General features: G+C 61.1%; 25 protein-coding genes and 1 other RNA gene. 12 read left to right on the top strand and 14 right to left on the bottom strand.

The window, feature by feature from the left end:
* The first annotated feature begins 94 nt into the window (after positions 1-94).
* From HNQ59_RS14345 to HNQ59_RS19925, 4 genes are read left to right on the top strand one after another with little or no spacing between them, the layout of a single operon-like run.
* The gene (locus HNQ59_RS14345) at positions 95-1,495 is read left to right on the top strand and encodes a DNA methyltransferase (RefSeq protein ID WP_343074286.1); all 1,401 of its coding nucleotides are present in this window, start codon (positions 95-97) and stop codon (positions 1,493-1,495) included.
* Positions 1,495-4,890: a DEAD/DEAH box helicase family protein gene (locus tag HNQ59_RS14340; RefSeq protein ID WP_184040806.1), complete on the top strand. Its 3,396-nt coding sequence runs from the start codon at positions 1,495-1,497 to the stop codon at positions 4,888-4,890. The genes HNQ59_RS14345 and HNQ59_RS14340 overlap by 1 nt, the downstream gene beginning before the upstream one ends.
* A 57-nt stretch (positions 4,891-4,947) precedes the next feature.
* Complete coding sequence (locus tag HNQ59_RS19930) at positions 4,948-5,400, top strand: hypothetical protein (RefSeq protein WP_343074285.1); 453 nt, start codon at positions 4,948-4,950, stop codon at positions 5,398-5,400.
* Entirely contained in the window at positions 5,400-5,765 is a 366-nt protein-coding gene (locus HNQ59_RS19925; protein ID WP_343074283.1) for a hypothetical protein, read from the top strand. The genes HNQ59_RS19930 and HNQ59_RS19925 overlap by 1 nt, the downstream gene beginning before the upstream one ends.
* Here the strand turns inward: HNQ59_RS19925 and HNQ59_RS14330 are convergent.
* The 9 genes from HNQ59_RS14330 to HNQ59_RS14290 all read right to left on the bottom strand — a co-directional run bounded on the left by HNQ59_RS14330 (position 5,762) and on the right by HNQ59_RS14290 (position 11,065).
* Complete coding sequence (locus HNQ59_RS14330) at positions 5,762-6,205, bottom strand: DUF488 domain-containing protein (RefSeq protein ID WP_246491009.1); 444 nt, start codon at positions 6,203-6,205, stop codon at positions 5,762-5,764. The two genes, HNQ59_RS19925 and HNQ59_RS14330, sit on opposite strands and share 4 nt — an antisense overlap.
* A gap of 123 nt (positions 6,206-6,328) precedes the next feature.
* Positions 6,329-6,784 carry a glycoside hydrolase family protein gene (locus HNQ59_RS14325; RefSeq protein ID WP_184040803.1) on the bottom strand — a complete coding sequence of 152 codons (456 nt, stop codon included), beginning with the start codon at positions 6,782-6,784 and terminating at the stop codon, positions 6,329-6,331.
* The gene (locus tag HNQ59_RS14320) at positions 6,781-7,257 is read right to left on the bottom strand and encodes a hypothetical protein (RefSeq protein WP_184040800.1); all 477 of its coding nucleotides are present in this window, start codon (positions 7,255-7,257) and stop codon (positions 6,781-6,783) included. Before HNQ59_RS14320 ends, HNQ59_RS14325 begins: the two co-directional genes overlap by 4 nt.
* The gene (locus tag HNQ59_RS14315; protein ID WP_184040797.1) at positions 7,254-7,544 is read right to left on the bottom strand and encodes a DUF6127 family protein; all 291 of its coding nucleotides are present in this window, start codon (positions 7,542-7,544) and stop codon (positions 7,254-7,256) included. Before HNQ59_RS14315 ends, HNQ59_RS14320 begins: the two co-directional genes overlap by 4 nt.
* 76 nt (positions 7,545-7,620) lie before the next feature.
* Positions 7,621-7,842 (bottom strand): hypothetical protein, encoded by a 222-nt coding sequence (locus tag HNQ59_RS14310; protein ID WP_184040794.1) that lies wholly within the window; start codon positions 7,840-7,842, stop codon positions 7,621-7,623.
* Entirely contained in the window at positions 7,835-9,853 is a 2,019-nt protein-coding gene (locus tag HNQ59_RS14305) for a hypothetical protein (RefSeq protein WP_184040791.1), read from the bottom strand. The genes HNQ59_RS14310 and HNQ59_RS14305 overlap by 8 nt, the downstream gene beginning before the upstream one ends.
* Before the next feature lie 186 nt (positions 9,854-10,039).
* Complete coding sequence (locus HNQ59_RS19710) at positions 10,040-10,252, bottom strand: hypothetical protein (RefSeq protein WP_246491008.1); 213 nt, start codon at positions 10,250-10,252, stop codon at positions 10,040-10,042.
* Entirely contained in the window at positions 10,249-10,695 is a 447-nt protein-coding gene (locus HNQ59_RS14295) for a hypothetical protein (RefSeq protein WP_246491007.1), read from the bottom strand. Before HNQ59_RS14295 ends, HNQ59_RS19710 begins: the two co-directional genes overlap by 4 nt.
* 106 nt (positions 10,696-10,801) lie before the next feature.
* Complete coding sequence (locus tag HNQ59_RS14290; RefSeq protein WP_184040788.1) at positions 10,802-11,065, bottom strand: helix-turn-helix transcriptional regulator; 264 nt, start codon at positions 11,063-11,065, stop codon at positions 10,802-10,804.
* 228 nt (positions 11,066-11,293) lie between these two features.
* Between HNQ59_RS14290 and HNQ59_RS14285 the strand changes: the two genes are divergently transcribed.
* The 8 genes from HNQ59_RS14285 (at position 11,294) to HNQ59_RS14250 (ending at position 17,562) form a co-directional block, all read left to right on the top strand.
* The gene (locus HNQ59_RS14285) at positions 11,294-11,755 is read left to right on the top strand and encodes an excisionase family DNA-binding protein (RefSeq protein WP_184040785.1); all 462 of its coding nucleotides are present in this window, start codon (positions 11,294-11,296) and stop codon (positions 11,753-11,755) included.
* A gap of 4 nt (positions 11,756-11,759) precedes the next feature.
* On the top strand, positions 11,760-12,332 hold the full coding sequence (locus tag HNQ59_RS14280; RefSeq protein ID WP_184040783.1) for a PIN domain-containing protein: 573 nt from the start codon (positions 11,760-11,762) through the stop codon (positions 12,330-12,332).
* Between the two features lie 19 nt (positions 12,333-12,351).
* Entirely contained in the window at positions 12,352-14,598 is a 2,247-nt protein-coding gene (locus HNQ59_RS14275) for a hypothetical protein (protein WP_184040781.1), read from the top strand.
* A gap of 88 nt (positions 14,599-14,686) precedes the next feature.
* Positions 14,687-14,878: a hypothetical protein gene (locus HNQ59_RS14270; RefSeq protein ID WP_184040779.1), complete on the top strand. Its 192-nt coding sequence runs from the start codon at positions 14,687-14,689 to the stop codon at positions 14,876-14,878.
* A complete protein-coding gene (locus HNQ59_RS14265; RefSeq protein ID WP_184040777.1) occupies positions 14,878-15,330 on the top strand; it encodes a DUF2924 domain-containing protein in 453 nt (150 codons plus the stop codon). The genes HNQ59_RS14270 and HNQ59_RS14265 overlap by 1 nt, the downstream gene beginning before the upstream one ends.
* Positions 15,327-16,715 (top strand): recombinase family protein, encoded by a 1,389-nt coding sequence (locus HNQ59_RS14260; protein WP_184040775.1) that lies wholly within the window; start codon positions 15,327-15,329, stop codon positions 16,713-16,715. Before HNQ59_RS14265 ends, HNQ59_RS14260 begins: the two co-directional genes overlap by 4 nt.
* Positions 16,715-17,086, top strand: a complete 372-nt coding sequence (locus HNQ59_RS14255; RefSeq protein ID WP_184040773.1) for a site-specific recombinase resolvase — start codon at positions 16,715-16,717, stop codon at positions 17,084-17,086. The genes HNQ59_RS14260 and HNQ59_RS14255 overlap by 1 nt, the downstream gene beginning before the upstream one ends.
* Positions 17,083-17,562 (top strand): LacI family transcriptional regulator, encoded by a 480-nt coding sequence (locus tag HNQ59_RS14250; protein ID WP_184040771.1) that lies wholly within the window; start codon positions 17,083-17,085, stop codon positions 17,560-17,562. Before HNQ59_RS14255 ends, HNQ59_RS14250 begins: the two co-directional genes overlap by 4 nt.
* A gap of 305 nt (positions 17,563-17,867) precedes the next feature.
* Here HNQ59_RS14250 and ssrA read toward each other — a convergent pair.
* The 5 genes from ssrA to HNQ59_RS14225 form a co-directional block, all read right to left on the bottom strand.
* Positions 17,868-18,228: a transfer-messenger RNA gene (gene ssrA / locus HNQ59_RS14245) on the bottom strand.
* Between the two features lie 79 nt (positions 18,229-18,307).
* Entirely contained in the window at positions 18,308-19,615 is a 1,308-nt protein-coding gene (locus tag HNQ59_RS14240; protein ID WP_184040769.1) for a GGDEF domain-containing protein, read from the bottom strand.
* A 143-nt stretch (positions 19,616-19,758) separates the two neighbouring features.
* The gene (gene gph / locus HNQ59_RS14235; protein WP_184040842.1) at positions 19,759-20,406 is read right to left on the bottom strand and encodes a phosphoglycolate phosphatase; all 648 of its coding nucleotides are present in this window, start codon (positions 20,404-20,406) and stop codon (positions 19,759-19,761) included.
* A complete protein-coding gene (gene ubiG / locus HNQ59_RS14230; RefSeq protein ID WP_184040766.1) occupies positions 20,403-21,119 on the bottom strand; it encodes a bifunctional 2-polyprenyl-6-hydroxyphenol methylase/3-demethylubiquinol 3-O-methyltransferase UbiG in 717 nt (238 codons plus the stop codon). Before ubiG ends, gph begins: the two co-directional genes overlap by 4 nt.
* A 70-nt stretch (positions 21,120-21,189) precedes the next feature.
* Entirely contained in the window at positions 21,190-22,506 is a 1,317-nt protein-coding gene (locus tag HNQ59_RS14225; RefSeq protein WP_184040761.1) for a TRZ/ATZ family hydrolase, read from the bottom strand.
* Between the last annotated feature and the right edge of the window lie 175 nt (positions 22,507-22,681).

Below are 22,681 nucleotides of genomic sequence, written 5' to 3'. Positions count from 1 at the left end.
GATCTGGACTTCGTTGAATCTCGCCTTGCGCATGTGAGCTCCTATCGCCCTCCATGCTAACTAATTCTTGGTATACCGTGGTGGGGAAAGGTCAGTGCATAACCCGAAGGGATCCATCACCAAAAATTTCAATCGCACCCACGAATACGCACTGTTTCTAACTCGCGACGGGCTATCAAGTGTCGCCAGAACGCTGGAAAAAAACGACACACCACGCAAGATGCGCCGATGGGGAGAAAATTCCCGTCGGATTGACCGGCGGCTGTCGTTTTATCCTATCTATGTAACGAACGGTCAGGTTGTCGATATCGGCACAGTGCCGGATGAAGACTTTCATCCTTCGGGTAAGAACGTCCATTTGCCTGATGGACGCACTGAAGTCTGGCCGATTGACCAAGATGGAGTCGAACGGCGCTGGAATTTTGGGCTTGACTCAATCCGCCAGAATCTCGACCGCATTGCGGCGCTCAAGGTTGGAGACGACTGGGACCTCTTTGTTACTCATGAACAGACCGTGCCCAAGACAGTCTGGAGCGGCGGTGAGTTCGATGCGGGCAATTATGGCAATAGCCTTCTGATCGACATGCTCGGAGAAAAACGCTTTGATTTTCCGAAATCAATCAACTTGGTAAAAAAATGCATTTCCTTGGCGACTAAAGCTGAGGAAGAGGACGTGGTGCTCGACTATTTCGGTGGCAGCGGTACTACGGCCCATGCCGTGATCGAGTTGCGACGCGAGGCTCTGGCCGCAGGTTCGAGTCCAAAGCTCGGATTCATCCTTGTCGAACAAGGAGAGTATTTCGAGACCGTGACCAAGCCGAGAACTATTAAGGCCGTCTACGCCGCTCAGTGGAAGGATGGCAAGCCAATTACTCCCGAAACCGGCATTTCTTACTGCTTGAAAGTCATCAAGCTCGAAAGCTACGAAGACACCCTAAACAACCTACAACTGGGCCGCACGACCGCGCAAGGCGATTTACTGAACACGCTGCCGCAGCAGGCCAAGGACGACTACCTGCTCAACTACCTGCTGGACGTTGAAAGCCGTGACTCGCTGCTGTCGGTGGAAGACTTCAAGAAACCCTTCGACTACACCCTCAATGTTGCCCTGGATTCGGCGGGCGCCTTCGAGCCACGCAAGATCGATCTGGTTGAAACCTTCAATTACCTGATTGGCCTGCGGGTCAAGCACATCGACATGCAGCCTGCGCGCGGTTTCGTCACCGTCACCGGCACGCTTCCCAGCGGTGAGAACTGCCTCGTGCTATGGCGCGACTGTGAGGCGCTGGACTATGAAGGTGTCGCCAAGCTGTGCGACAAGCTCGCCATAAACCCGGCGGATAACGAGTTCGACGTGGTCTACATCAATGGCGACCACAACATTCCCACCGTGCTGACTCAGACGGCCGAGGAAGGCGGTGCCACCCGAGTGCTCAAGCTGCGCCAGATCGAGCCGGAGTTTCTGGAGCGCATGTTCTCCGTGGAGGACATCTGATGGCACGTCCACGCAAGACACCTGTCGCCGGTTCGGGCGCAAGCGGCGCAACCGGTTCCAGTCGAGGCGGCAAGAAGCGCAGCTTCCATCAAGAATTGGTGCTCAACCGCTGGGTGCTGGGTTTCTTTCAGGGTGGCACGCTGGCGGCACTCAAGATGCGCTTGGGCGATGACCGCTTCGAAGGCATCGACGAGGACGGCCAGACCAAGTTCTTCCACGAACTGATCCGAGGCTTGTTCGATCCCAACAAGGTGCCCGAGGCCGACCTGCGGCGCTACGACTTGAACGTCGTCACCCACTGGCAGGCCATCACCGCCCATCGCAACAAGCTGGAAGGCCACGAACTGCAGATGAAGTACTTTCAGTACCTATCGCTGCTGTTCACCGAGCTGTATCTGGACTGGTACTTCAACCACCGTCAGGACTTGCTCGATGGCCTGAACGAGGAAATGACGCGCTACCGCGCCGAGACGGGCGCGGAACAGTTCCGCGATTTCGAAGCGGACGACCTGAACAAGATCGCCTTTTGGAATGCCACCGGCAGCGGCAAGACACTGCTGCTGCACGTCAACATCCGCCAGTACCTGCACTACTTCCAGGCGGGGCGCAGCGATCACTACCCGAGCAAGATCGTCCTGCTCACTCCCAACGAAGGGTTGAGTCGTCAGCATCTGGAGGAGCTGCACCTGTCCGGCTTCGGGTTCTCGCAGTTCTTCAACAAGGCCCAGTCACCCGCGCGCGGCACTATCGAAATCATCGACATCAACAAGCTGGGCGATGAGATGGGGGACAAGACCGTCGCCGTGGATGCCTTCGAGGGCAACAACCTGGTGCTGGTGGACGAAGGCCACCGTGGTACGGGCACAGCGGCGGGCGCGTGGATGGCGCGGCGCGATGCGCTGGTGCGAGGTGGTTTTGCCTTCGAGTACTCGGCCACATTTGGGCAGGCAGTGGCTAAGGGCATGACCGTGGCGACGGCGGAAGAAGACATCCAGAAAAAGCGCGCCAAGATGCTGTTCAACACCACCAGTCTGCGCAGCCTGGACGACGGACAGAAGGCGCAACTCGTGCTGACCGCTGAGGACAAGCGCCGTGCGCGCATCACCGCTACGCGCGAGATTTACGCAAAGTGCATCCTCTTCGATTACTCGTACAAGTTCTTCTATGAGGACGGCTACGGCAAAGAGTCGCTGATCCTCAACATGAATGGCGAGGCCTACGAGCAGGCGGACAACGCGCGCAAGTATTTCACCGCCTGTTTGCTGTCCTACTACCAGCAGCTTTGGCTGTGGAGCACGCACCGCTCGGCGCTTGGCGACTTCAACATCGAAAAGCCGCTGTGGGTGTTCGTGGGCAACACCGTTTCAGGCGAGGAGTCGGACATCCTGGAAGTGGTGAACTTTCTCGCCGACTTCCTGAACAGCGAAGCGCAGATCAAGAGCTGGCTGACCGACCTGATTGCGGACAAGGCGCAGATTTTGGACGCCAAGGGCAACAACATCTTTAGCGGGCGTTTCACGCCCCTGATGGGCTTCGGCGGTCGCGTGGATGATCTGTACGCCGACATCCTGCTGCGAGTGTTCAATGCCTCGGCCCGCCAGCGCTTGAAACTGGTCAACATCAAGAGCAGCAAGGGTGAGCTGGCGTTGCGCGTGGGCGATGCAGAGCCCTTCGGCCTCATCAACATCGGCGACGATGCGGGCTTCTTCGGGATGGCGGAGGACGTGGAGGCTTTCGATAGCGAACGTGACGACTTTGGCGGCGCGCTGTTCGGCACCCTGAACAACAAGGACAGCCGCCTCAACGTGCTGATCGGCTCGCGCAAATTCACGGAAGGCTGGAGCAGTTGGCGCGTGTCCACGATGGGCCTGCTGAACATGGGTCAGGGTGAAGGCTCGCAGATCATCCAGTTGTTTGGACGCGGAGTCCGCCTCAAGGGCAAGGGCTTCTCGCTCAAGCGTACCTTGCCGCAGGACCGGCCCAAGGGCGTGCATCTGGACAAGCTGGAGGCGCTGAACATCTTCGGCGTGCGCGCCAGCTACATGGCCGCGTTCAAAGACTACCTGAGCGAGGAAGGCATCACGCCCAGTGACGAAGTGCTGGAGCTGGACTTCCCAACGCGGGCCAACCTGCCCAAAGGCAAACTCAAGACCTTGGCGCTGAAGGATGGCTACAAGGACAACCAGAAACTCGGGTTCAAGCGCACGCACTTTCCGTGGCTGTACGAAATACCCACGCAGTTCCAGGGCAAGATCAAGCCCCCCCATCTGGTACTCGACGTGTACCCGCGTGTCGAAGCGCTGTCCAGCAAAGATAAGGCCACAACCCCCACGACGGAAGCCCGCAACAAGGGCAAGCTGAATCAGACGCTGTTCCCGGCTTTCAATTGGGATCGCATCTATCTGGCGTTGCAGGATTACAAGTTGCAGCGCAGCTGGAGCAACCTGCGGTTGGAACGGCAGAAGCTGATCGACTTCTGTGCGGGCACGCAGGATTGGTACACGCTGTTCATCCCGGCGGCGGAACTGAACGTGACGACCTTCGCTGACATCCGCAAGCAGGAAGACATCCTGCTTCGACTGCTGACGGACTACACCGACCGCTTCTACAAGGCCCTGAAGACGGGCTACGAAGGCCAGTTCTACGACATCACCCACATCGATGAAGATCACGGGTCGATGCTCAAGCTGTACCAGTTCGAGATCGAGAACAGCGACGACGGTCTGGAGTATCAGGCGAAGCTGGAAGTGCTGAAGAAGCTGGTGGCGGACGGCAAGATCGGAGAGGCCAGCAAATGGAATGCACCACACATGGTCGCCATCAGCTTCGACCGCCACTTGTACTACCCGCTGCTGGCATTGGAGGACAAGGATGCGGTGCCGCTGAAACTGCGCCCGCTGGCCTTTGACGCGCCGAGCGAATGGGAGTTTGTCCGCGATCTGGAGGCGTTCTACAACTCCAGCGAAGGCAAGGATGCGATTGGCCCGCGCAGTCTGTATCTGCTGCGCAATGCTGATCGGGAAGAGAAAGGCCTGGGCTTCGCGTTGGCGGGCAACTTCTATCCGGACTTCCTGCTGTGGCTGGTGGACGATGCCAGCGGCAAGCAGTGGCTGACCTTTGTCGATCCGAAGGGTCTGCGCAATCTCGACCTGTCGCACCCCAAGCTGGGGCTGTACAAGGAAGTGAAGACTTTGGAAACGACGCTGGCGGGGCAGGCCAAGGCGGGCGAAGCGCCGCTGGTCTTGAATGCCTTTGTCCTCTCGCCAACGAAGTTCGCCGACCTGCTCAACGTGGGCGACCCGACAAAGAAGGCCGATCTGGAAAGCCGCAACGTGTTGTTCATGGAGGATGGTGCCAGCGCCTACTTGAAGAAGTTGTTCCGGGTGCTGATGTAGCAGGGTCACGAACGAACGGAAAACGAACAAGGGGGAAAGACGATGGCACTCGGGCGAATGGAGCGCATCCTGATCCTGGCGAAGACTTACCCGTCACCCAGCGCGCAGTACGTTGAGACGTCCTGCGTCGCAGGCATCAGCCAAGACGGTTCGATGCGCCGACTCTACCCAGTGCCGTTCCGAATGATCGAGGAAGGCCAGCAGTTCAAGAAGTGGCAGTGGATCGACGTTCGGATCGAGAAGGCCAACAAGGATCACCGCCCCGAGAGTCACAAGCTCTACGTCGACACGATCACCTGTGGCGACCTGATCGACACAAAGAAGGAATGGACCGGCCGGTGGGAGTGGTTGGACAAAATCCCCGCGTTTGACAGCTTCGACGCCATCGAGTCTGGACGTCTGGCCGACGGGCTATCCATCGCGCTCCTCTGCGGCCCAAAAGGCTGCTCGGACTCGACATCACGAAGGCGCGGCACCAGGGATGGACGGACGAGGAAAAAGAGAAGTTGATGCGCGAACAGATGCAAGGCGATCTTTTCTCTGAGGCCGAAGCGAAGCGGCAGGTGAAGGAGCTTCGCAAGGTGCCATTCGACTTCCATTACCGGTACGTGTGCGACACGCCGGAAGGCGAAAAGGAGCACAAGCACAAGATCGTCGATTGGGAAGCTGGCGCGCTGTTCTGGAACTGCCGCCGCGACCACGGCGTCGATTGGGAGGCCCCGTTTCGCGCCAAGCTCGAAGGGCAACTCGGCGGCAAAGACCTGATGTTCCTGATGGGCAACCAGCACCGGTTCCAAGACCAGTGGCTGATCATCAGCTTGGTCTACCCGCCTAAGCGAAAGCCAGTCGAAGTGAGGCAGGGCTCGCTGTTTTAGCGCCCGCCGTCGTGATGTGCTCGACCATCCGCACCACTGGCGTCCCGAACAGCGTTGGCCACCATCGAACGGTGGCAGAAATTGAAATCGGCCTCGTAGCAGAGCAGTGCGCAGTTCGACGACGCAGCCAATTCCGCAAGCTCGTCGATGGCCGCTTTCTGCGTCTTGATGTGCTTCAGGAAACCGTCGGTATAGCGCTTCCAGTTGCCGTCTTCCCGGTAGCGATCACGCACCAGCTTCGGGCAGCCCAGAGCGACCATATGGACGTACTCGAGGCCGGAAAGGTTCAGGACACTGGCCAGCGCCTTCTTTGAAAACCCGGGCTTGCGCGACAGGGGCAGCTCGCGGATGTCCACGACGGTCTCGATGCCGTGCTCAGCGAGCAGCGACATGAACGCGTCGATGTCCAGTCCTTCGTAGCCTATGGTGAAAACAGTCATTGATTGAGCCCCTCTAAACAGTGATTTTACCGGAGGATGCAGACATCTGGCGAGGCCTGATATCATTAAAGGTTTGCCCGATGCAACGTTGTCGTTTCGTCATCGGGCTCGCCATTCCTGCGCCTATCGCAACAGTGCCACTTCGCACGTTCGGCGAGCCACGAGCCCCGGCAAGACCCTCCCCCCGCCATTGACCCAGCGCAGCAACTCACGTGCCGCGCCCTCCCAGTCCCGCTGATTGATGCGCCGCCGTAGCGTCGACGTCTGCAGCCGCCCCGCGCCAAGATTGAAGGTGAAGTCCACGATGGCCGAAAGTCGGCCTTCGGGTTCTGCGACGAGCACCGGGCAGTAGCGCAGCGTCGCGGCGAGCGCTGTTTGCAGGTCGCGGGCCAGATAGACCTCGGCTTCGCTCTCCGTGATCGGCGGGTGCGTCGACTCGCACAGATGGCCATAGCCAACCGTCCAGTACCCTGCGGGGCAGATGTACGGGTGCGCGCGTCCAGGATCGGCCTTTGGCACGCGATGGAACCCCTCGAAGCGCTTGGCCAGCTCGATGGCCGTTTTCGGCACTTCGCTCACGAACGCACCCGGTCGAACACGCGTCCGAGGAACCAGAAGTTTAGCACACCAGCCCACAGCGCCTGATCGGCTTCCGTCCAGGCGTGCAGGATGGCCGTTTTCCAGCCAGCGCCAGCGGTCACAGCAGCCCCAAATGCCGCCGTCTTGGCAGCGCAGTACAGGGCCATGAACCAGTAGGTGATCACCGGTCGCACGCTCACCGACAAGGCATCTGCCCAGCGCACGCCGGTCTTTTCGCCTTGGGTGCGGACGGCTTCGCGCAGCGCATCGATGGCCCCGACGTTCCACGCCGCATCGGCGCTCGCACCGATTTCGGCCATCCGCTGCGCGCCGCGCAACTTTTCAAACTCCAGCGCCTTGTCTTGCATCGTCAGTTCGTGACCACGCTCGCCTTGGCGGTCGAGCCACTTGAGCAGTTCGGGTGCGAGGCGGAAGGCCCCTCCAAGGAGACCACCGAGCAAGGTCTCGATCATTGGCTACCTCCGAACACCTTGAGCTTGACGACTGCGCCTGCGACCAGCGCCAGCAGGAAGCCGGTGGTGACCACCTTGACCACCGTCTGCCACGCGGTGTGCTTGGCCGTGTTGAAGGCCTCCAACAGGCCCCGCAGCTCGCGGATGTCGCTGGCAGCGTCTTCGCCATCGAGGCCCACGTCAGCCAGCGCGTGGCGAGCGCCGCGTTCGGCGACGCGCTCCAGCAGTTCTTCGAATTCGTCCTTGGGCATGGTCACCATGCCCTCGGTCACAGTCGGTGCGTTCATTTGCGTGCTCCAGAAATGCGAAACCCGCCCGATGCGCGAGCATCAGGGCGGGTCTCAGGGTTGAATCAGTTGGGTTTCAGATCTCGATGATTTCCAGCGTCAGGCTGGGGGCGATGCCTTCGATGGCGTCGTCGCGGACGAACACCTTCTGGCCAAGGGCCGCAGAGCCTCTCGCCTTAATTCGGCCACCACCGGGTAATGCGACAGTGACCACGCCAGAGCCGACATCGATCACGGTGCCCGCCTGCAGCGGCGGGGCGGGGATCAGCTGGCGAAACTGCTCGTAGATGTTATGCATAGGCCTGCACTCCCAGCGTCTGCCAGACATCGGGCATACCGGCTTCCACTTGGGTCGCGCGGACGATGCCGAGCCGAGTGATGCTGCCATCCTGGTACTCCACGAACGCGCCGGGTTCGATGATCCCGGTCTCGGCGAGCAACGGCAGGCGCAGGCTGACCTCGATCTGCTGACCCGTGTCGGCCAACACGGCGATGCCACGCTGACGCGCGGCGGCTGCCTCAGTGATCAGTGGATCGACGACCATCGGTGCCAGAACGTCTCCCGCAGTCCCGGCCCGGGTCACTTGCCCGAGCACGCCGACGTCCTGCCCGGAAACGAACACGCGGTTGTACGCAGGCCTTTCCAGCCAGCGTATCGACTCGCGGGCGACAGCATCGACTGGCAACACGAAGTCGGGCGTGACCGTGCTCCATTCCCAAGGGGCGACCGGGTAGCGATGACGCACGCGGATGCTCTGGGCCGAGGGATGCGGAATCAAGTAGCCACCTGCAGCACCGGCAATGGCGGTGAGTGCGTCGATCCACGATCCCTGCTGCGCGAACGCACCGGCGGGGACGTTCCAGTCCGTCAGGCCCCAATCGATGGCCCAGCCGAGCGGGATGCCATTGACCGTGAGCACGTCGTCCATCAACTGCCGAGCAGTGCGGCCCTCGGTGTTCGAGAACGTCATCACCGGCGCGTAGGGCGCGGCCAGAACGGCGTTGCGCCCCCGTCCGGAGATGCGGATGCTGGCGTCACCAAAGATGCGCTCGCGGCTGATGCTCTCGGCCAGCACGCGAAACGGGGTGCCGTTGACGCTGGCCACGAGTTCGACGGGCCCGGATGCGCTGCCGGGCGCGACCAGGGCCTCGGCCCTGGCAGGCAGCACCGCATCGAAGCCCCACGCCCAAGACGAGGCATCGAGCGACAGCGAGAGATTGAACACCGGTACCGGCGCGCCATCGGACACACGGAACAGGGTCACGTTGTTGATCACGAAATAGACCCTCCGAACAGGAACGACCACCGGCTCACCATCCGGATGTGGCGGGGTGACGTGGTTTTCACAAAGGAACAGCAAATGCCCATCGGTCGCTGCCAGCGCGGCAAACAGCAGGTGCGGACTGGGCGTGTAGCAAGGCTGCGGAACGGGCGGCTCAGGCACCACCCACCGGCTGATGCCCGGTGGTGGCGGCACCGCCTCCTGATACCTGCCGCGCCAGTCCTTCAGTTGCGGCCGTGCAGTCTGAAAATCGCTCCCCTGGCCGCGCACCACCAACACAGCGCATTGCCACCGGGACACCCTGCCCGCGCGCTTGGTGCGATCACCGTCCTGATGCCGGAACCGCGTGGCATCCCGTATCGGGTCTGCGTTCTGGAACAGACCCTGTCGGGCCGCCGCAAAACGCGTGGCGTCCTGGTGCGCGAACCACGTCGAATCCTGCAGCCGGGTCGCATCCTGGTGGCGAGCGCCTCGTTGCTCAGGCGCTGCCGCCAGCACCGGCGGCAACCTGTGCTCGATGCCCTGCGGAACACCCAAGGTGCGTCGCCAGAACGCGTCCCAACCTGCCGGAGTAGCGGCAGCGTCCTGCTGGCCCTGCGTGGCGCCTCCCTCGGTCTGACTCGCCACCTGCCAAGGGTGCGCGGTCTGGCCCACCGTCGGTCGCTGGGTGCGCGAGTAGTACCCGACCTCGCCGGAGAACACGACACCGGGAAGACTTGCACCCGCCACGTCCAAGGGCACGCTTGGGCGCAGCAACAGCGTGCTGACCGTCAATGCAGGTAGCTCGGCCAGCAGTTCGGCCCGCGCTGGCGGGATGAACTTGATCGCCACGACCGGCAACGGCAGGTTGGCCAGCACCACGACGTCGTCGCGCGGCGCGATGAAGCTCGCCCCGAACACCAATTCGGCGTCGGTTGCTGCGGGTTGGTCGAACAGCAGGTCGACCAGTGGTGGCCCGATCTGAATGCTGACTCCGGGCACTGGCAAAGTGGCGGCCAGCGTCAGTTCGCTGGGTGCGCTTGGCACGGCCTACCCCAGGATCGCAGACACCATCCGGGCATCGCCACCCAGATAGAGATTGGTGCTGGCTAGCTTCACGTCGCCGCTGCCATCGGTGCCGCTGCAGTCCAGATCCAGGGCCGTGACTTCGTTACCGTTGACCAGCCGCGCCCAGGTGGCGATGCCGGTCGCCGTGATCAGCCCGTCCTCCTGCTACGTCAGTGTGAGCAGTCCGCCCGCAATCGTGCCCGCAGGCTTGGTGAGTCTGATCTCCACCAACATCGCGCTCGAAGGCGTCGTGGCCGGGGTGGCGGGACGCGTACCGCCGTAAATGCGCAGGCGTGCCGGATTGGTGCCTGCGTCGAGGAAGGCCAAGGTGCCTGCCAGCCGCGCCTCGTTGTGTTCGACAGTGATGGCGACGGTCACGGCATCATCTCCGGGCGTAGGTTGTCCGCAATCACGGCGCGGTACATCTGCTTGTAGTCGTAGCTGACCACGGTGTATCTCTGGGACGGGTCGATCAACTCGAACAGGTACGCACCGGTAGCGTCGCTCCAGGTTTCGGCCACCAGGACGCGGGTGTTCTCGCTGACCAGTTGCACTCGCCGCACCAGTGGCTGGTCGGGCTGCCTCTTCTCTTTGACGGTTCCGGCGATGAAGCCGTGACCACTGAAGTGGATGTTTTTGCGGCCGTTCGGAATCGCGTGGAAGTGCCAGTCGTAGCCACCCCCCCGGTTCCACAGCTCAGAGTTGGGGCTGTTCAAGCGCATCAGGTCGCAATCGGCGTTGACGCCGATGTTGGCGGCAGGATCAGGCAGCACCGAGGTCGACCCACCCGCCAGCGGCAGCAGGTCATCGGCGGCGTTCACGCTCACCGTCGCTGGAAATGCGGGCAAGCCAGCGCGGCCAGTTGGCTCACGGACATCTCGGCGATGTCGACGGGGAAGATGGTCAGATCGCTCATGGCCGTCCTCCTCACTGGTATGCCCGAGCGAAGGTCGAGTAGCGCGAGACGCGGCGCTCGAAGGCTTCGATTTCGGTGATCAGGTACGTGACGCGCGCCCCGAGCTTGCAGAAGAAAGGGCCGAGCTGTTCCTGCCGCCAGCGGCGCAGGGTTTTGACGGAGAGCCCCCAGCGTGTGGCGAGCTCGTTCTCGTCGAGGGCGATGCGGGTGACACCGTCCGGGATGGGCCGGGTCAGATTCCGGCTGGGTTGAACAGATGAGGCATGGTTTTGCATCGCAGGACTCCTTTTGTTTGGGAGTCCCTATTCAATTGCTCCATGCCTTGGGCGTGGGCGAGCACGTTTTGGGCGCTCACGAGCAGTCCTTGATCTCAAGTCATCTCGCGCAACCGATCTAAGTTGTTGATCTGTATTGGTATATGCCCGCTGTTTCGGTTATTGCGATTTCGCTTATTTCGTTTATAATGACCTCAGATTGAACTTTGACCCGACGAGGAGACATCCGTGAACGCTCCCGCTATCCCCAAAACACTACCCTCCGCAGAGGACATCGCACTCGCCCGGGAATCGGGCCGCGCGCTGTCGACCGTGCTCCAGACTCGTGCCGAAACCCAGCAGATCGACTTCCATGACGACAAGGGGGCTGTACGCGCCGTGCGCATCCCGACGTCGGCGCTTCGCCTGCTGCTGGATGTGCTGACCGAAATCGGCCAGGGCAACGCCGTGTCGATCATCCCGATCCATGCCGAGTTGACGACCCAGGAGGCCGCCGACGTTCTCAACGTCTCGCGCCCCTTCCTTGTCCAGCTGCTGGAGAAAGGCGACATGCCGTTCCACAAGATCGGCACGCATCGCCGCGTGCGCTACCAGGATGTGATCGCCTACAAGAAGCGCATTGATGCCGAGCGTCGCAAGGCTCTGGATGAGCTGGCTGCGCAGGCCCAGGAACTCGGCATGGGGTACTGACTGGATGAGTTCGCACTTCACCGTCGTCTATGACGCCTGCGTGCTCTATCCGGCACCGCTGCGCGACCTGCTGATGCATCTGGCGCTGTCGGATCTGTACCGGGCGCGCTGGAGCGACATGATCCACGACGAGTGGACGCGCAATGTCCTGGCCAATCGGCCCGACCTGACCCAAGACCAGTTGAACCGGACACGCCAACTGATGAACGCCCACGTCCGGGACAGTCTGGTCACCGGGTTCGAGTACCTGATTCCATCAATCAGCCTGCCCGATCCGGATGACCGCCATGTGGCGGCGGCCGCCATCCACTCCGGTGCCAGCCTGATAGTGACATTCAATCTCAAGGACTTCCCGGCCGACGCGCTCAAGTCCTACAACCTCGAGGCCCAGCATCCGGACGACTTCATCGTCGATCTGCTGGATCTGCATCCCGCAGGCGTACTGGAGGCCGCAGCCAGTCATCGGCGCTCACTTAAGAACCCGCCCAAATCGGCGGACGAATACCTCGACACCCTGCTGGCGCAGGGTTTGACTCAATCGGTGGCGGTCATGCGCCAATGGACTGTGGCCATGTGAACGGCCGAAGGGAGAATGCATGGGCAAAAAGACCCTGACCAACGCGCACTGCCTGCTTGATCTGATCGAGAAGACTCCAGCCTCAGTCATCAAGACCTTCAGTGGGCTGCCCGAATGCCAGGCGCTTGCCCGCGGCTTCGACTGGTCACAGGATGCAGATGCACTCCCTGCCACCCTGATCGAGCACGTCAGGCATCTCCGCAAGGATCAACGCGACCCTGCCGAACGCGAAGCGCTGCGCGTGCTGCGTCTGGCATCGCCGCGCGGCGCACTAATTCTGACGACCGTCGCCGATCAGCTCAACGACAACGACCTGATCGCTGTCTTCTTGGCCCAGGACGGCGGCGAGATCGGTCGCGCGGTCTGGATGCGAACCCATTCCGACGAGGCGGCACGGCTGTTCGATGTCGCCGAGTCGATCCTGAACACCGGCGACATCCGTGGCAACAAGCGCCTCTACGATGCCTTCGACGTGCCATGCGACGACGCGCCTCCCTTCATCTGGAACGACTCCGTCAAGAAGGAGCTGGAGGCACAGCTCACCAGTGCGATGCGCCTTGGTGAGCCTTGCGAGGTCGTCTACGTGCCGCTGGCCGACGAGAAAAAGAACGGTGACACGAAAACCACTCATTACCTTGTTGTGCGGTTTGCTGGAGATCAGGTGACCGCCGTTCAGGTGGTCAACCGCAACCGGAAAAGCTTCTGCTACTTCCCGGCGCGCGATGCCACGCTCGTCTACGCGCCGGATCGCAAGGTGGTGGATGTCTACGCACACACCTTGTCTACACGCGCGCCGCTGGCCAATGTGCTGTCCAAGCATGGGTTCAAAGCCCCTTTGTCGAACCGTCCCCTGAACCGGTCGCGGTACGACCTGTCCCGGTTCGCACTGCCGCTGAAGGACGAGAAGCCTCTCCTGGATGGTGCAAAGGTCGAGCGTCTATACCTGACCGAAGCCAAGGCTCTGCTGGGACACTCGACGGATGCCGTCTCGCTGCACATCGACAGCGGCGTGGAACTGCATGAGGTAATCAGCGGGCGATGGGGTGATCATCCGTTCTCACAACCCGGAGCCATCCTCGGCGTGACCTTGGTCGCCGATCTGGTGTTCGAGGGCGAGACCTCCGAAACACCGCTGTCCATCGTGCTGGCGGAACCCGGTCGATGCAGCCTCCAGGGCGAGAAAGACATCCGGCTGCGGCAGGCCGGGACGCAACTGCTCGAAGTGTTGGGCGTCCTCAAACCGCTGCACCCGGGCTCGGGTGTCGATGACCCGAATCTCATCCTGCAGGTGGCGCGGTTGCTCGAGTGTGCTACCAGCCCGATGGATGGCTTCGCCTTGGCGCAGTTGGGGATCGACATCGACCGCTTTGCGGATGAGGGCATCATCACCGAGGGCGACCGGATCACCGAGAAGGTGGTTGATCTGGCCGACGGCGAGCGGTTCACGGCCAAGCTGGAGCGCTGCACTGATGCGAACCAGGTGCGCTACCGTGACCCGTTGACGGGCTTGGACGTGATCCTGCCCGCGAAACATGCGCGGCGATGGAAAGTGCATCTGAACTGGCTGCGCGAGGAGATCATTACAGCGCTGGGCACCGCACTGCAGGGTGTGCGTGGCAAGCACCTTGATGACGAGCCCGTGTTCCTAGGCGAACTCGACATCGACGGGCATGCCGTCGCGCTGTACTTTGCCGCGAAGATGTCCAGCGAGCGCCAATACGCCCGCGTCGATACCGACTTACGACTGCATCCTCGCCCGATTCCCGGCATCGTCCTGACGACGGCATCCATTCCGTTCCCATTCGCCGGGACGAATGTGGTGATCCCCATCGAGGACGTGGTATCGTCCACCGGGGCGAAAACGGCCATCGACACAGCCAGCGTCAAGGTTGCATATCGGCATGGTCAGTTGGCTGCCATGGGCGGCACGTCGGTGAGCTTGAAGGTGTCTGCCGACGGGCATGCCGCCGTGCTGTACATCCCAGGCAAAGCACCGTGGAGGATCACCGGCAAGGGCAAAATCACCGTGCTGCAGCGTTTGGTCAATGCCTATGCGGCAGGCACGCACGTGAACACCAAGAAGCTGATGGAAGACACGGGATGTCTATCGCCAGCCAATTTGTTCTCCAAGACGTCGCCCTGGAAAAACTATCTGGCCAAAGTCAGCGGCGCTCACGCATGGCAGTTGAATCTGCCGACCCTTGACACTCCGGTTGACGATGACGACGGCAAGGCCGAGGCGGAAGAAGCAGTCCTGACGGGCTGACTGTTCGAACATCCATTACCCTGCGTTGCCATCCTCTTCGGAGGATCAGGCTCACCATCCTTGACGGTTGCAATTCCTCGGAGCCGTCATGAAGAACCTCGAACTCGCATCTCCCTCGGAGATGTCCGCCAGCGCCCGCGCTGGCGAAATCACATCCATCCTTGCGGCCGCCATCGTCCGCACCGTCGTCGCAGAAGCGCTAAACCAGAGAGAAGTTGGCCTTGGCTTCCTGCCCGACCAGCGCGTTCATACAATCCCCTATCAAACGGAGAAGTTGTGATGAACGAGAAACAAGCATCCGTCGCCGCACGGATCGCGGAGCTGTCAAGCCTGCCCATCACTGAGCTGTGGCCAGTGTGGGATCGGTACTTCAGCAGCCGCCCCATCAACCCCAACCGCGTCTTCATCGAGTCGCGCATCGCCTACAAGATGCAGGAGGAGGCCTTTGGCGGTCTGGCGCACAACACCCGCCAGCGCCTGGAGGCCATCGGAGCCAAGCATTCCAAGATCAAGCTGCGGGCCCGTCCGCGCGACATCAACTTCGCGCCCGGCACCGTGCTGCTGCGCGAGTGGGGCGACCGTGAGCACAAGGTGGCGGTCACCGCCGACGGCCTGTTCGAGTACGAGGGCAGCACCTTCAAGAGCCTGACCGCCGTGGCCCGGCAGATCACCGGCACGCACTGGTCGGGGCCGCTGTTCTTTGGCCTGACAGGCAAGGCAGGTGCGCAATGAGCGATGCCACCCAGATCGCTTCACCCAAAGCGCGCAAACGCTGCGCGGTCTACTGCCGGGTGTCGTCGGACGAGCGCCTTGACCAGGAATTCAACTCCATCGACGCGCAGAAGGAGGCTGGCCACGCCTACGTCGCCAGCCAGCGCGCCGAGGGCTGGATTCCGGTGGCGGACGACTACGACGACCCCGGCTTCTCCGGCGGCAACACGGATCGGCCTGGGCTGAAACGCCTGATGGTGGACATCGAGCGCGGCCAGATCGACATCGTGGTGGTCTACAAGATCGACCGCCTCACGCGCAGCCTTGCCGACTTCTCCAAGATGGTCGAAGTGTTCGAGCGCCACGGCGTGTCCTTCGTATCGGTGACGCAGCAGTTCAACACCACCACATCGATGGGCCGGCTGATGCTCAACGTGCTGCTGTCCTTCGCCCAGTTCGAGCGCGAGGTCACCGGCGAGCGCATCCGCGACAAGATCGCCGCCAGCAAGCGCAAAGGGATGTGGATGGGTGGCGTGCCGCCGCTCGGCTACGACGTCGAGAACCGCCTGCTGGTCATCAACGAAACCGAGGCGGCGGTGGTGCGGCGCATCTTCGAGGAAATGCTCACCATCGGCTCGCCCACCCAGATTGCCGCCAACCTGACGCTGGATGGCATCACCACCAAGGCATGGACGACACAGGATGGCCAGACGCGGGCGGGCACGCGCATCGACAAGAAGTACCTGCACAAGCTGCTGCGCAACCGGATCTACCTCGGGGAGTTGTCGCACAAGGGCAGTTGGTACCCGGGCGTGCATCAAGCCATCATCGATCCAGGGCTGTGGGGGCGAGTTCACGAGGTGCTGGCCAAGGACGGCCACACCCGGTCGGTGGAAACCAAGATCAGGTCGCGCACCGACGCCTTACTACGCGGCCTGCTGCACGCGCCCTCGGGCGAGCGGATGTACCCGACCTACTCGCGCAAGAACGGGCGCAAGTACCACTACTACGTGTCCAAGTCGGAGGCAAGGTTCGGTGCGCCAGGCAAGAGCTACGAGCGCCTGCTCGCGCCGGAAATCGAGGGGGCGGTGGTGGCCCAGATCCGCACGGTACTGACCAGCCCGGAGACCGTGGCGTCGGTGGTGCGGCACATCCAGCGCAACGGGGCCCAGATCGACGAGGCCACCACCGCGATGGCGATGGGACGGCTGAACAACGTGTGGGATCAACTGTTCCCAGTCGAGCGCCACCGCATCGCCAACCTGATGATCGACCGCATCGACCTCGTCCACGCAGGCGAGGTGCAAGGGATCAAGGTGAAGTGGCGTGAAGTGGGTTGGAACGCGCTGATCGAGGAGTTCGCCCCGGACAGCATTGGGGCCGAACTGCTGGAGGTCGAAGCCTGATGGACGAGTCGATGGAAACCTTTGTGCCACTGACGTTTCGCCGCCGGGGCGTCCAGCGGGTGGCCACAGACGTGCGCAGCGTCCACGACGTCACGCTGATCGACGGGCTGTCCCGCACCTTCTACTGGCAACACCTGTTGGACACCGGGGCAATGCAAAGCGGTGCCGCCATCGCCCGCGCCGAGAAACTGCACCACTCGGTGGTCAACGAACTGCTGCGCCTGACCCTGCTGGCTCCCGACATCATCGAGCGGTTCATGGCTGGCAAGCAGCCACGGCGGTTGACGCTGATGTGGTTTCAGCGAAACCGCCTGATGGTCGACTGGCAGGCCCAGCGCCAGCTCATGGCCAGTTTTGAGGAGGATGTGTGAGCAAGAAGCATCGCGGCCACTCCAAGGGCGACCCAGTGACTTACCAGACGCCGCTGCCCGCTGGCGGCGTGCAGATGGAGACCTTCCTGCCCTGGACGCTGGTGCGCCGGGGTTTGAAGAAGCAGGTCATCACGCCGTTCGACGCACCGCAGGAATTCCTGGACGAGGCCCGCCGTGAGCGGCAGGTGCGCGAGATGGCGCAGGACACCCCCTTGATGCGGGCACTCGGCCTCGCGCACCACTGGCAGCGTCTGCTGGACGAAGGACGGTTCAGTTCGATGAGCGAGATCGCGGCGGCCGAAGGCATCGACCTCGGCCAAGCCAGCAAGATGAGCCGACTGGCGCAACTGGCCCCCGACCTGATCGAAGGGATCGCCCTTGGACGCCTCGAGGTGGGCGTCAGCCAGTTGCTGCGCGGTAGGTTGTCAGCGTCCTGGCTGGCGCAACGTGAGGCGCTGACGGCAAGCTTCCGCTGACATCCGTGCCGCATCGTCACGCCGCCGAAAGGCGGTTTTTTTGTGCCGTTCGCTGTCTCGGTCGCGCACTCCCGAGCAGATGAAGATGCAAACCGATGGCCCGCAAACCCGCGCCAACACACGACTTCGGGCCTTGAATGCTCAAGAGGGCAGTAGAGAACAGAGAGAGAAAAACGGCGGAATGCGCACCTGGAACGGCAACTTCCGGTGGGCCATGCTCAAGAGGACACGGCCGGAAACCGCGCCAACACAGGTGGAACGGGCAAAAAAAATCCCAACCGGATAAGGGTTGGGATTTCATATTATGGTGGAGCCGGCGGGAATCGAACCCGCGTCCGAAAGCCCTCTACGGTGAGATCTACATACTTAGTCTGGCCAACTGGATTTAACTTGCCGAACGCCGACCGACAGGCTCACGACAAGCGAGTTACCTATTATTTGATGCCAAGCCAAGTAACCCGGCCTGACACGATCTGATATGAATGACTCTGCTGCGGTTGCCCGCCTGACCTATCAGCAAATCAGTGCAGAGTCCGGCTGGGATTAAGCAGCCAGAGCGTAAGTTTCGTCGTTTGCGACTATATAAATTCAGTGTTTTACGGGAGATCTGAGATCCCGGTATGCACCCATCCGCTTTGCAACCCCCGTCGAAACCAGGTCGGCCCCAATTGGGATACAGTTTAGATGTGGCTTGATCGACGAAGTTCAAGGCACAGAGGGCGGATTATACCTGTTGGGCGCTGCTTCAGCTACAGATTTGATTGCGGCCACCTTGTTTGGCGTCGTAGAGCTTTTCGTCGGCCAGTAGGAAAAGGTCGCTTTCGCTTTTCAATTCAGGGAAGAAGGCAACGCCGCCGCTGAATGAGAAGTGGCGGATGTCGCCGGGCTCGACTTCGAATGGCAGCTGGTGGAAGGCTTCGCGCATCTGGTTGAGTTTCTGGATCAGCGGGGTACGCTGGATGTCCCAGAACAGCATGACGAATTCTTCGCCGCCAAAACGGCTCAGCAGGTCATTTGGGCCCATAAAGGCGCCTAGCAGCAGGCTCAGGCGTTTGATGACGATGTCGCCAAAGTAGTGGCCCCAGGTGTCGTTGATGGTTTTGAATTTGTCGATATCGATCACGCACAGGCCCAGGGCCAGGTTGTCGCGCTGGTCGGCCAGGTGGATGACGTCTTGTGCTTTGCGTTTGAAACCGATTTTGTTCAGTAGGCCGGTGGCGCGGTCTTTGTTGATCAGGTCTTTGTTGATGCGGATTTTGGCGATGCGGTTGGTGAGCTGCCGGGTGGTGATGTTTGGGTCTTGTTGCTCGATCAGCAGGTCATCAAAACCCATCTCGATGGCGCGGGTGGCGGCGCCAGCGTCCATTTTGGTCTGGTGGAGGATGATTTCCAGGCTGGGGTCGGTTTCCATGTTCAGTCGGATGACCTGTTGCACGGCGGGCATTTTGGTGAACATGACTTCGCTGATGATGGCGATGTCGGGTTTACGTTGTTTGACGGCTTGGTTGAAGCTGTCAACGTCTTGATATTCCAGTAATTCAATGCGGGCGGTGTTCAGCAGGTCGCGATTGAATGGGAAGCCACGACCCAGGGCAACGATGAGGCTGGCATCAGGAGCGCGGCGTTGGGTGAACAGGTTGAAGAGTTTCTCGACCAGGCTTTCATTGGAGATGGGTTTTTCTGCGTAGGCCAGGCAGTTGCATTCGACGAGGGTGCGTTGCAGCAGGAAGCGTCCGCCTTGCCTGGATGTCTGCAGATAGACATACCGGTGGCACTGTGGCAATTGGCGCAGCAGCTCGGACAGGAACATGGTTTTGTTGTCCCGGTCTTTCTGCAGGCTGTAGAGCGAGTCGAGATCGACCACGAACAGGTCGTCGTTGGACGATACGGCGCAGGCTTGCAGGAAATCGACCATCTGGTCAAAGAACAGGATGTCGAAATCGTATTTGTGCGCGTGCAAAAGCAGCTCGCGCTGGTTGTCTTTGATGAAATAGGTCTGCGCCAGCATGAATGCTTTGCGCTTGAACAGTTGGTCGGTATCGATACCGCTCATTGTTGTTACCAGCTCTCAGTGGAAAATACGCTCAGCCGTCCCATTCATCTTCCATCAACTGTGTTTTGTTGTGCCAAGGCGGTGCGGTGCCGGGGGCTTCGTCACTTCATCATCGTATGTGGATAGGCCTGCTTTCAAGTTTTTTAAACGTGTTGCAGTAATTCTTCCGGGTGGTCGATGAAGCCATCGGCTCCCCAGGTGTCGGGTTGGTCGGTGTCCGCGATGTAGCCATAGCTGGCGATGATGGCGCGCATGCCTGCGGCGCGAGCGGCTGCCACATCGCGCTCGGCATCTCCCAGATAGAGGCAGGTTTCGGGCGGCACGCCCAGTGTGTTTGCTGCATGCAGCATCGGGGCTGGGTCTGGCTTGGGTACGCCAACGGTATCGCCGCTGACCACCACACCCGGAGGGATGGCCCATGGAAGTGCTGGCACCAGGCGGTCGGTGAAGCGCATGGGTTTGTTGGTGACGATGCCCCATTTCAAGCCTCGGGCGGCCAGGCCTTCGAGCAGGGGATTGACGCCGTCGAACAAGGTGGTCAGGTCGGCAAAGCTGGTTTCGTAGTGATCCAGGAAGCGGCGGCGGTAGTCTTCGAAGGCGGGGTCATGTTTCTGGACGCCGAAGCCCAGCTCGATCAGACCCCGTGCGCCATGTGAGGCGATCGGGCGGATTTTGTCATAGGCAACCGGCGGCATGCCTTCTTCGGCCAGCAAGCGGTTGAGCGCCGCGCCCAGGTCGGCAGCGGTGTCGGCCAGTGTGCCGTCGAGATCGAACAAGACCGCCTGGATCATGGATTGGCCTTTCGACATGCCATCATGTAGTTGACATCGGTCTGGTTGCTGAGGTGGTAGGTCTGATCGAGCAGGTTATATCCCATGCCGCGTACATCAACGACTTCCAGCCCTGCGTGGCGTGCCATGCGTGACAGTTCGGAGGGCTTCAGGAAGCGGGCGTACTCGTGTGTGCCACGCGGTAGCAGGCCCAGCAGGTACTCCGCGCCCAAAATGGCTTGCAGATAGGCTTTGGGGTTGCGGCTGATGGTGGAGAAGAACACCCAGCCACCAGGTTTGGCCAGTTGAGCGCAAGCTTGGACGACGCTGTCAGGGCTGGGGACGTGCTCCAGCAGCTCCATGCAGGTCACCACGTCAAATTGAGCGGGGTGTTGGGTGGCCATGTCTTCGGCGGCGATGCAGCGGTACTCGACTTGATTGCCGGATTCCAGCAGATGCAGCTTGGCGACTTTCAATGATTTCTCGGCCAGATCGATGCCGGTGACCGTAGCGCCTTGTTCAGACAGGGCTTCGGACAAGATGCCACCACCGCAGCCGACATCGATGACCTGATGCCCCGACAACGGACTGAATTCCTGTATATAGCCGAGGCGGAGCGGGTTGATTTGGTGTAGGGGTTTGAATTCACTTTCTTTGTCCCACCATTTGTGGGCCAGTTCGCTGAATTTGGCGATTTCAGCGTCATCGACGTTTGGGGTACGGGTATCGGTCATGTCACTTCACTATCTGCATGGATTGCATCAACCGCTCGGCGTGCTTGCCAAGGGCATGGTGTATCAGGGTTCAGCTGCGCACTTTATCACGCCAGGCGCGGGCGCGAGCAACCAGTTGTGCAGCATTCAGTGTGGTCAGCTCGCGGTTTTGTAGCAGTCGTCTGCCTGCCACCCACACGTCGGTGACATGCTCTCGCCCAGCGGCATAGACCAGGTGTGAGATCGGGTCGAAGCAAGGGGCGGTTTCCAGGTCATCGAGACGGATGGCGCAAAGGTCAGCTGCCTTGCCGGGCAGCAGCGAGCCAATCAGGTGATCCAGCCCCAGCGCTTTTGCGCCATGGAGCGTAGCCATGGCCAGCGCCTGGTGGGCAGGCACGGTCTGTGCCTGTAGGGTGGCGGCTTTGGCCAGCAGGGCGGTCATGCGGATTTCGGCCAGCATGTCCAGCCGATTGTTGCTGGCAGCGCTGTCCGTGCCGATGCCGACATTGACACCTGCTTCCAGCAAGGCTGAGACGGGTGCGATGCCACTGGCCAATTTCATGTTCGAGGTGGGGTTGTGCGCCACATGGCAGCCGTGCTGCGCCAGCCAATGGATCTCGTCGGTGGTCAGATGGACGCAGTGCACGCCGATCAGATTGGGGGACAACAGGCCCAATGCCTTGAGGCGGGCAAGCGGGCGGACATGGTAATCCTTCAGGCTGTCGATGATCTCTTGCTGGGATTCATGCAGGTGGACGTGGATCGGTAGCTCCAGCTCTTCTGACAGGGTCACCACCTTGCCAAAGGTCTGGTCTGAAATGGTATAGGGGGCGTGTGGTGCCAGGGTGAACCCCAGCAGCGGTTCGCCGTTGAATTCGTCGCGGGTGCTCAGGCCCTTGTGCAGATAGTCTGCGGCATCGCTTGCATAGTGGGTCGGGAATTCCAGCACGGTCAGGCCGATCATGCCGCGCATCTTGGCAGTCAACAAGGCGCGGGCGGTGGCGCCGGGGTAGAAATACATATCATTGACGCAGGTGACGCCCCCGCGCAGCATCTCCGCCAGCGCGAGCAACGTGCCTTCATACACGAATTCATCTCGAACCAAACGGCTTTCCGCTGGCCAAATGTGGTGATTCAGCCAGTCCATCAGCGGCAGATCGTCTGCCAGCCCGCGTAACAGGCTCATCGCGGCGTGGCTGTGCAGATTGATCAGGCCAGGCATCAACACATGGCTGCCAAGATCGACGCGTTCGCGGGCGAGGTAGCTGGCGGGCGCTTCTGCGGTGGGCAGGATGGCAACGATACGCCCCTTGTCGATGGCCAGGCTGTGTTGCTTGAGGCACACGCCGGCTGGTTCGATGGGCACAATCCAGCGGGCGCTGATCAAGGTATCAATGGTTTGCGGCATGGTCGGGCAGGAAAGCGACGATGCCCCGATTGTAGGCGGCAGGACAGGAGACAGCAAGGCGTGGTTCGTTGCGCGAACGCTTGCGTATGATCAAATGGCCGATGCTTGTAAACCAGCAGAATAGGGTGGTGGGTAGGGTTGCATCGCGCAGGGTTGCTGCCGCGTATGATGGATA

This window comes from Chitinivorax tropicus, assembly GCF_014202905.1.
GTDB classification, from domain to species: Bacteria; Pseudomonadota; Gammaproteobacteria; order Burkholderiales; family SCOH01; genus Chitinivorax; species Chitinivorax tropicus.
The sequence above is the reverse complement of the archived record's forward strand: the minus strand, read 5'-3'. Positions and strand labels throughout refer to the sequence as shown.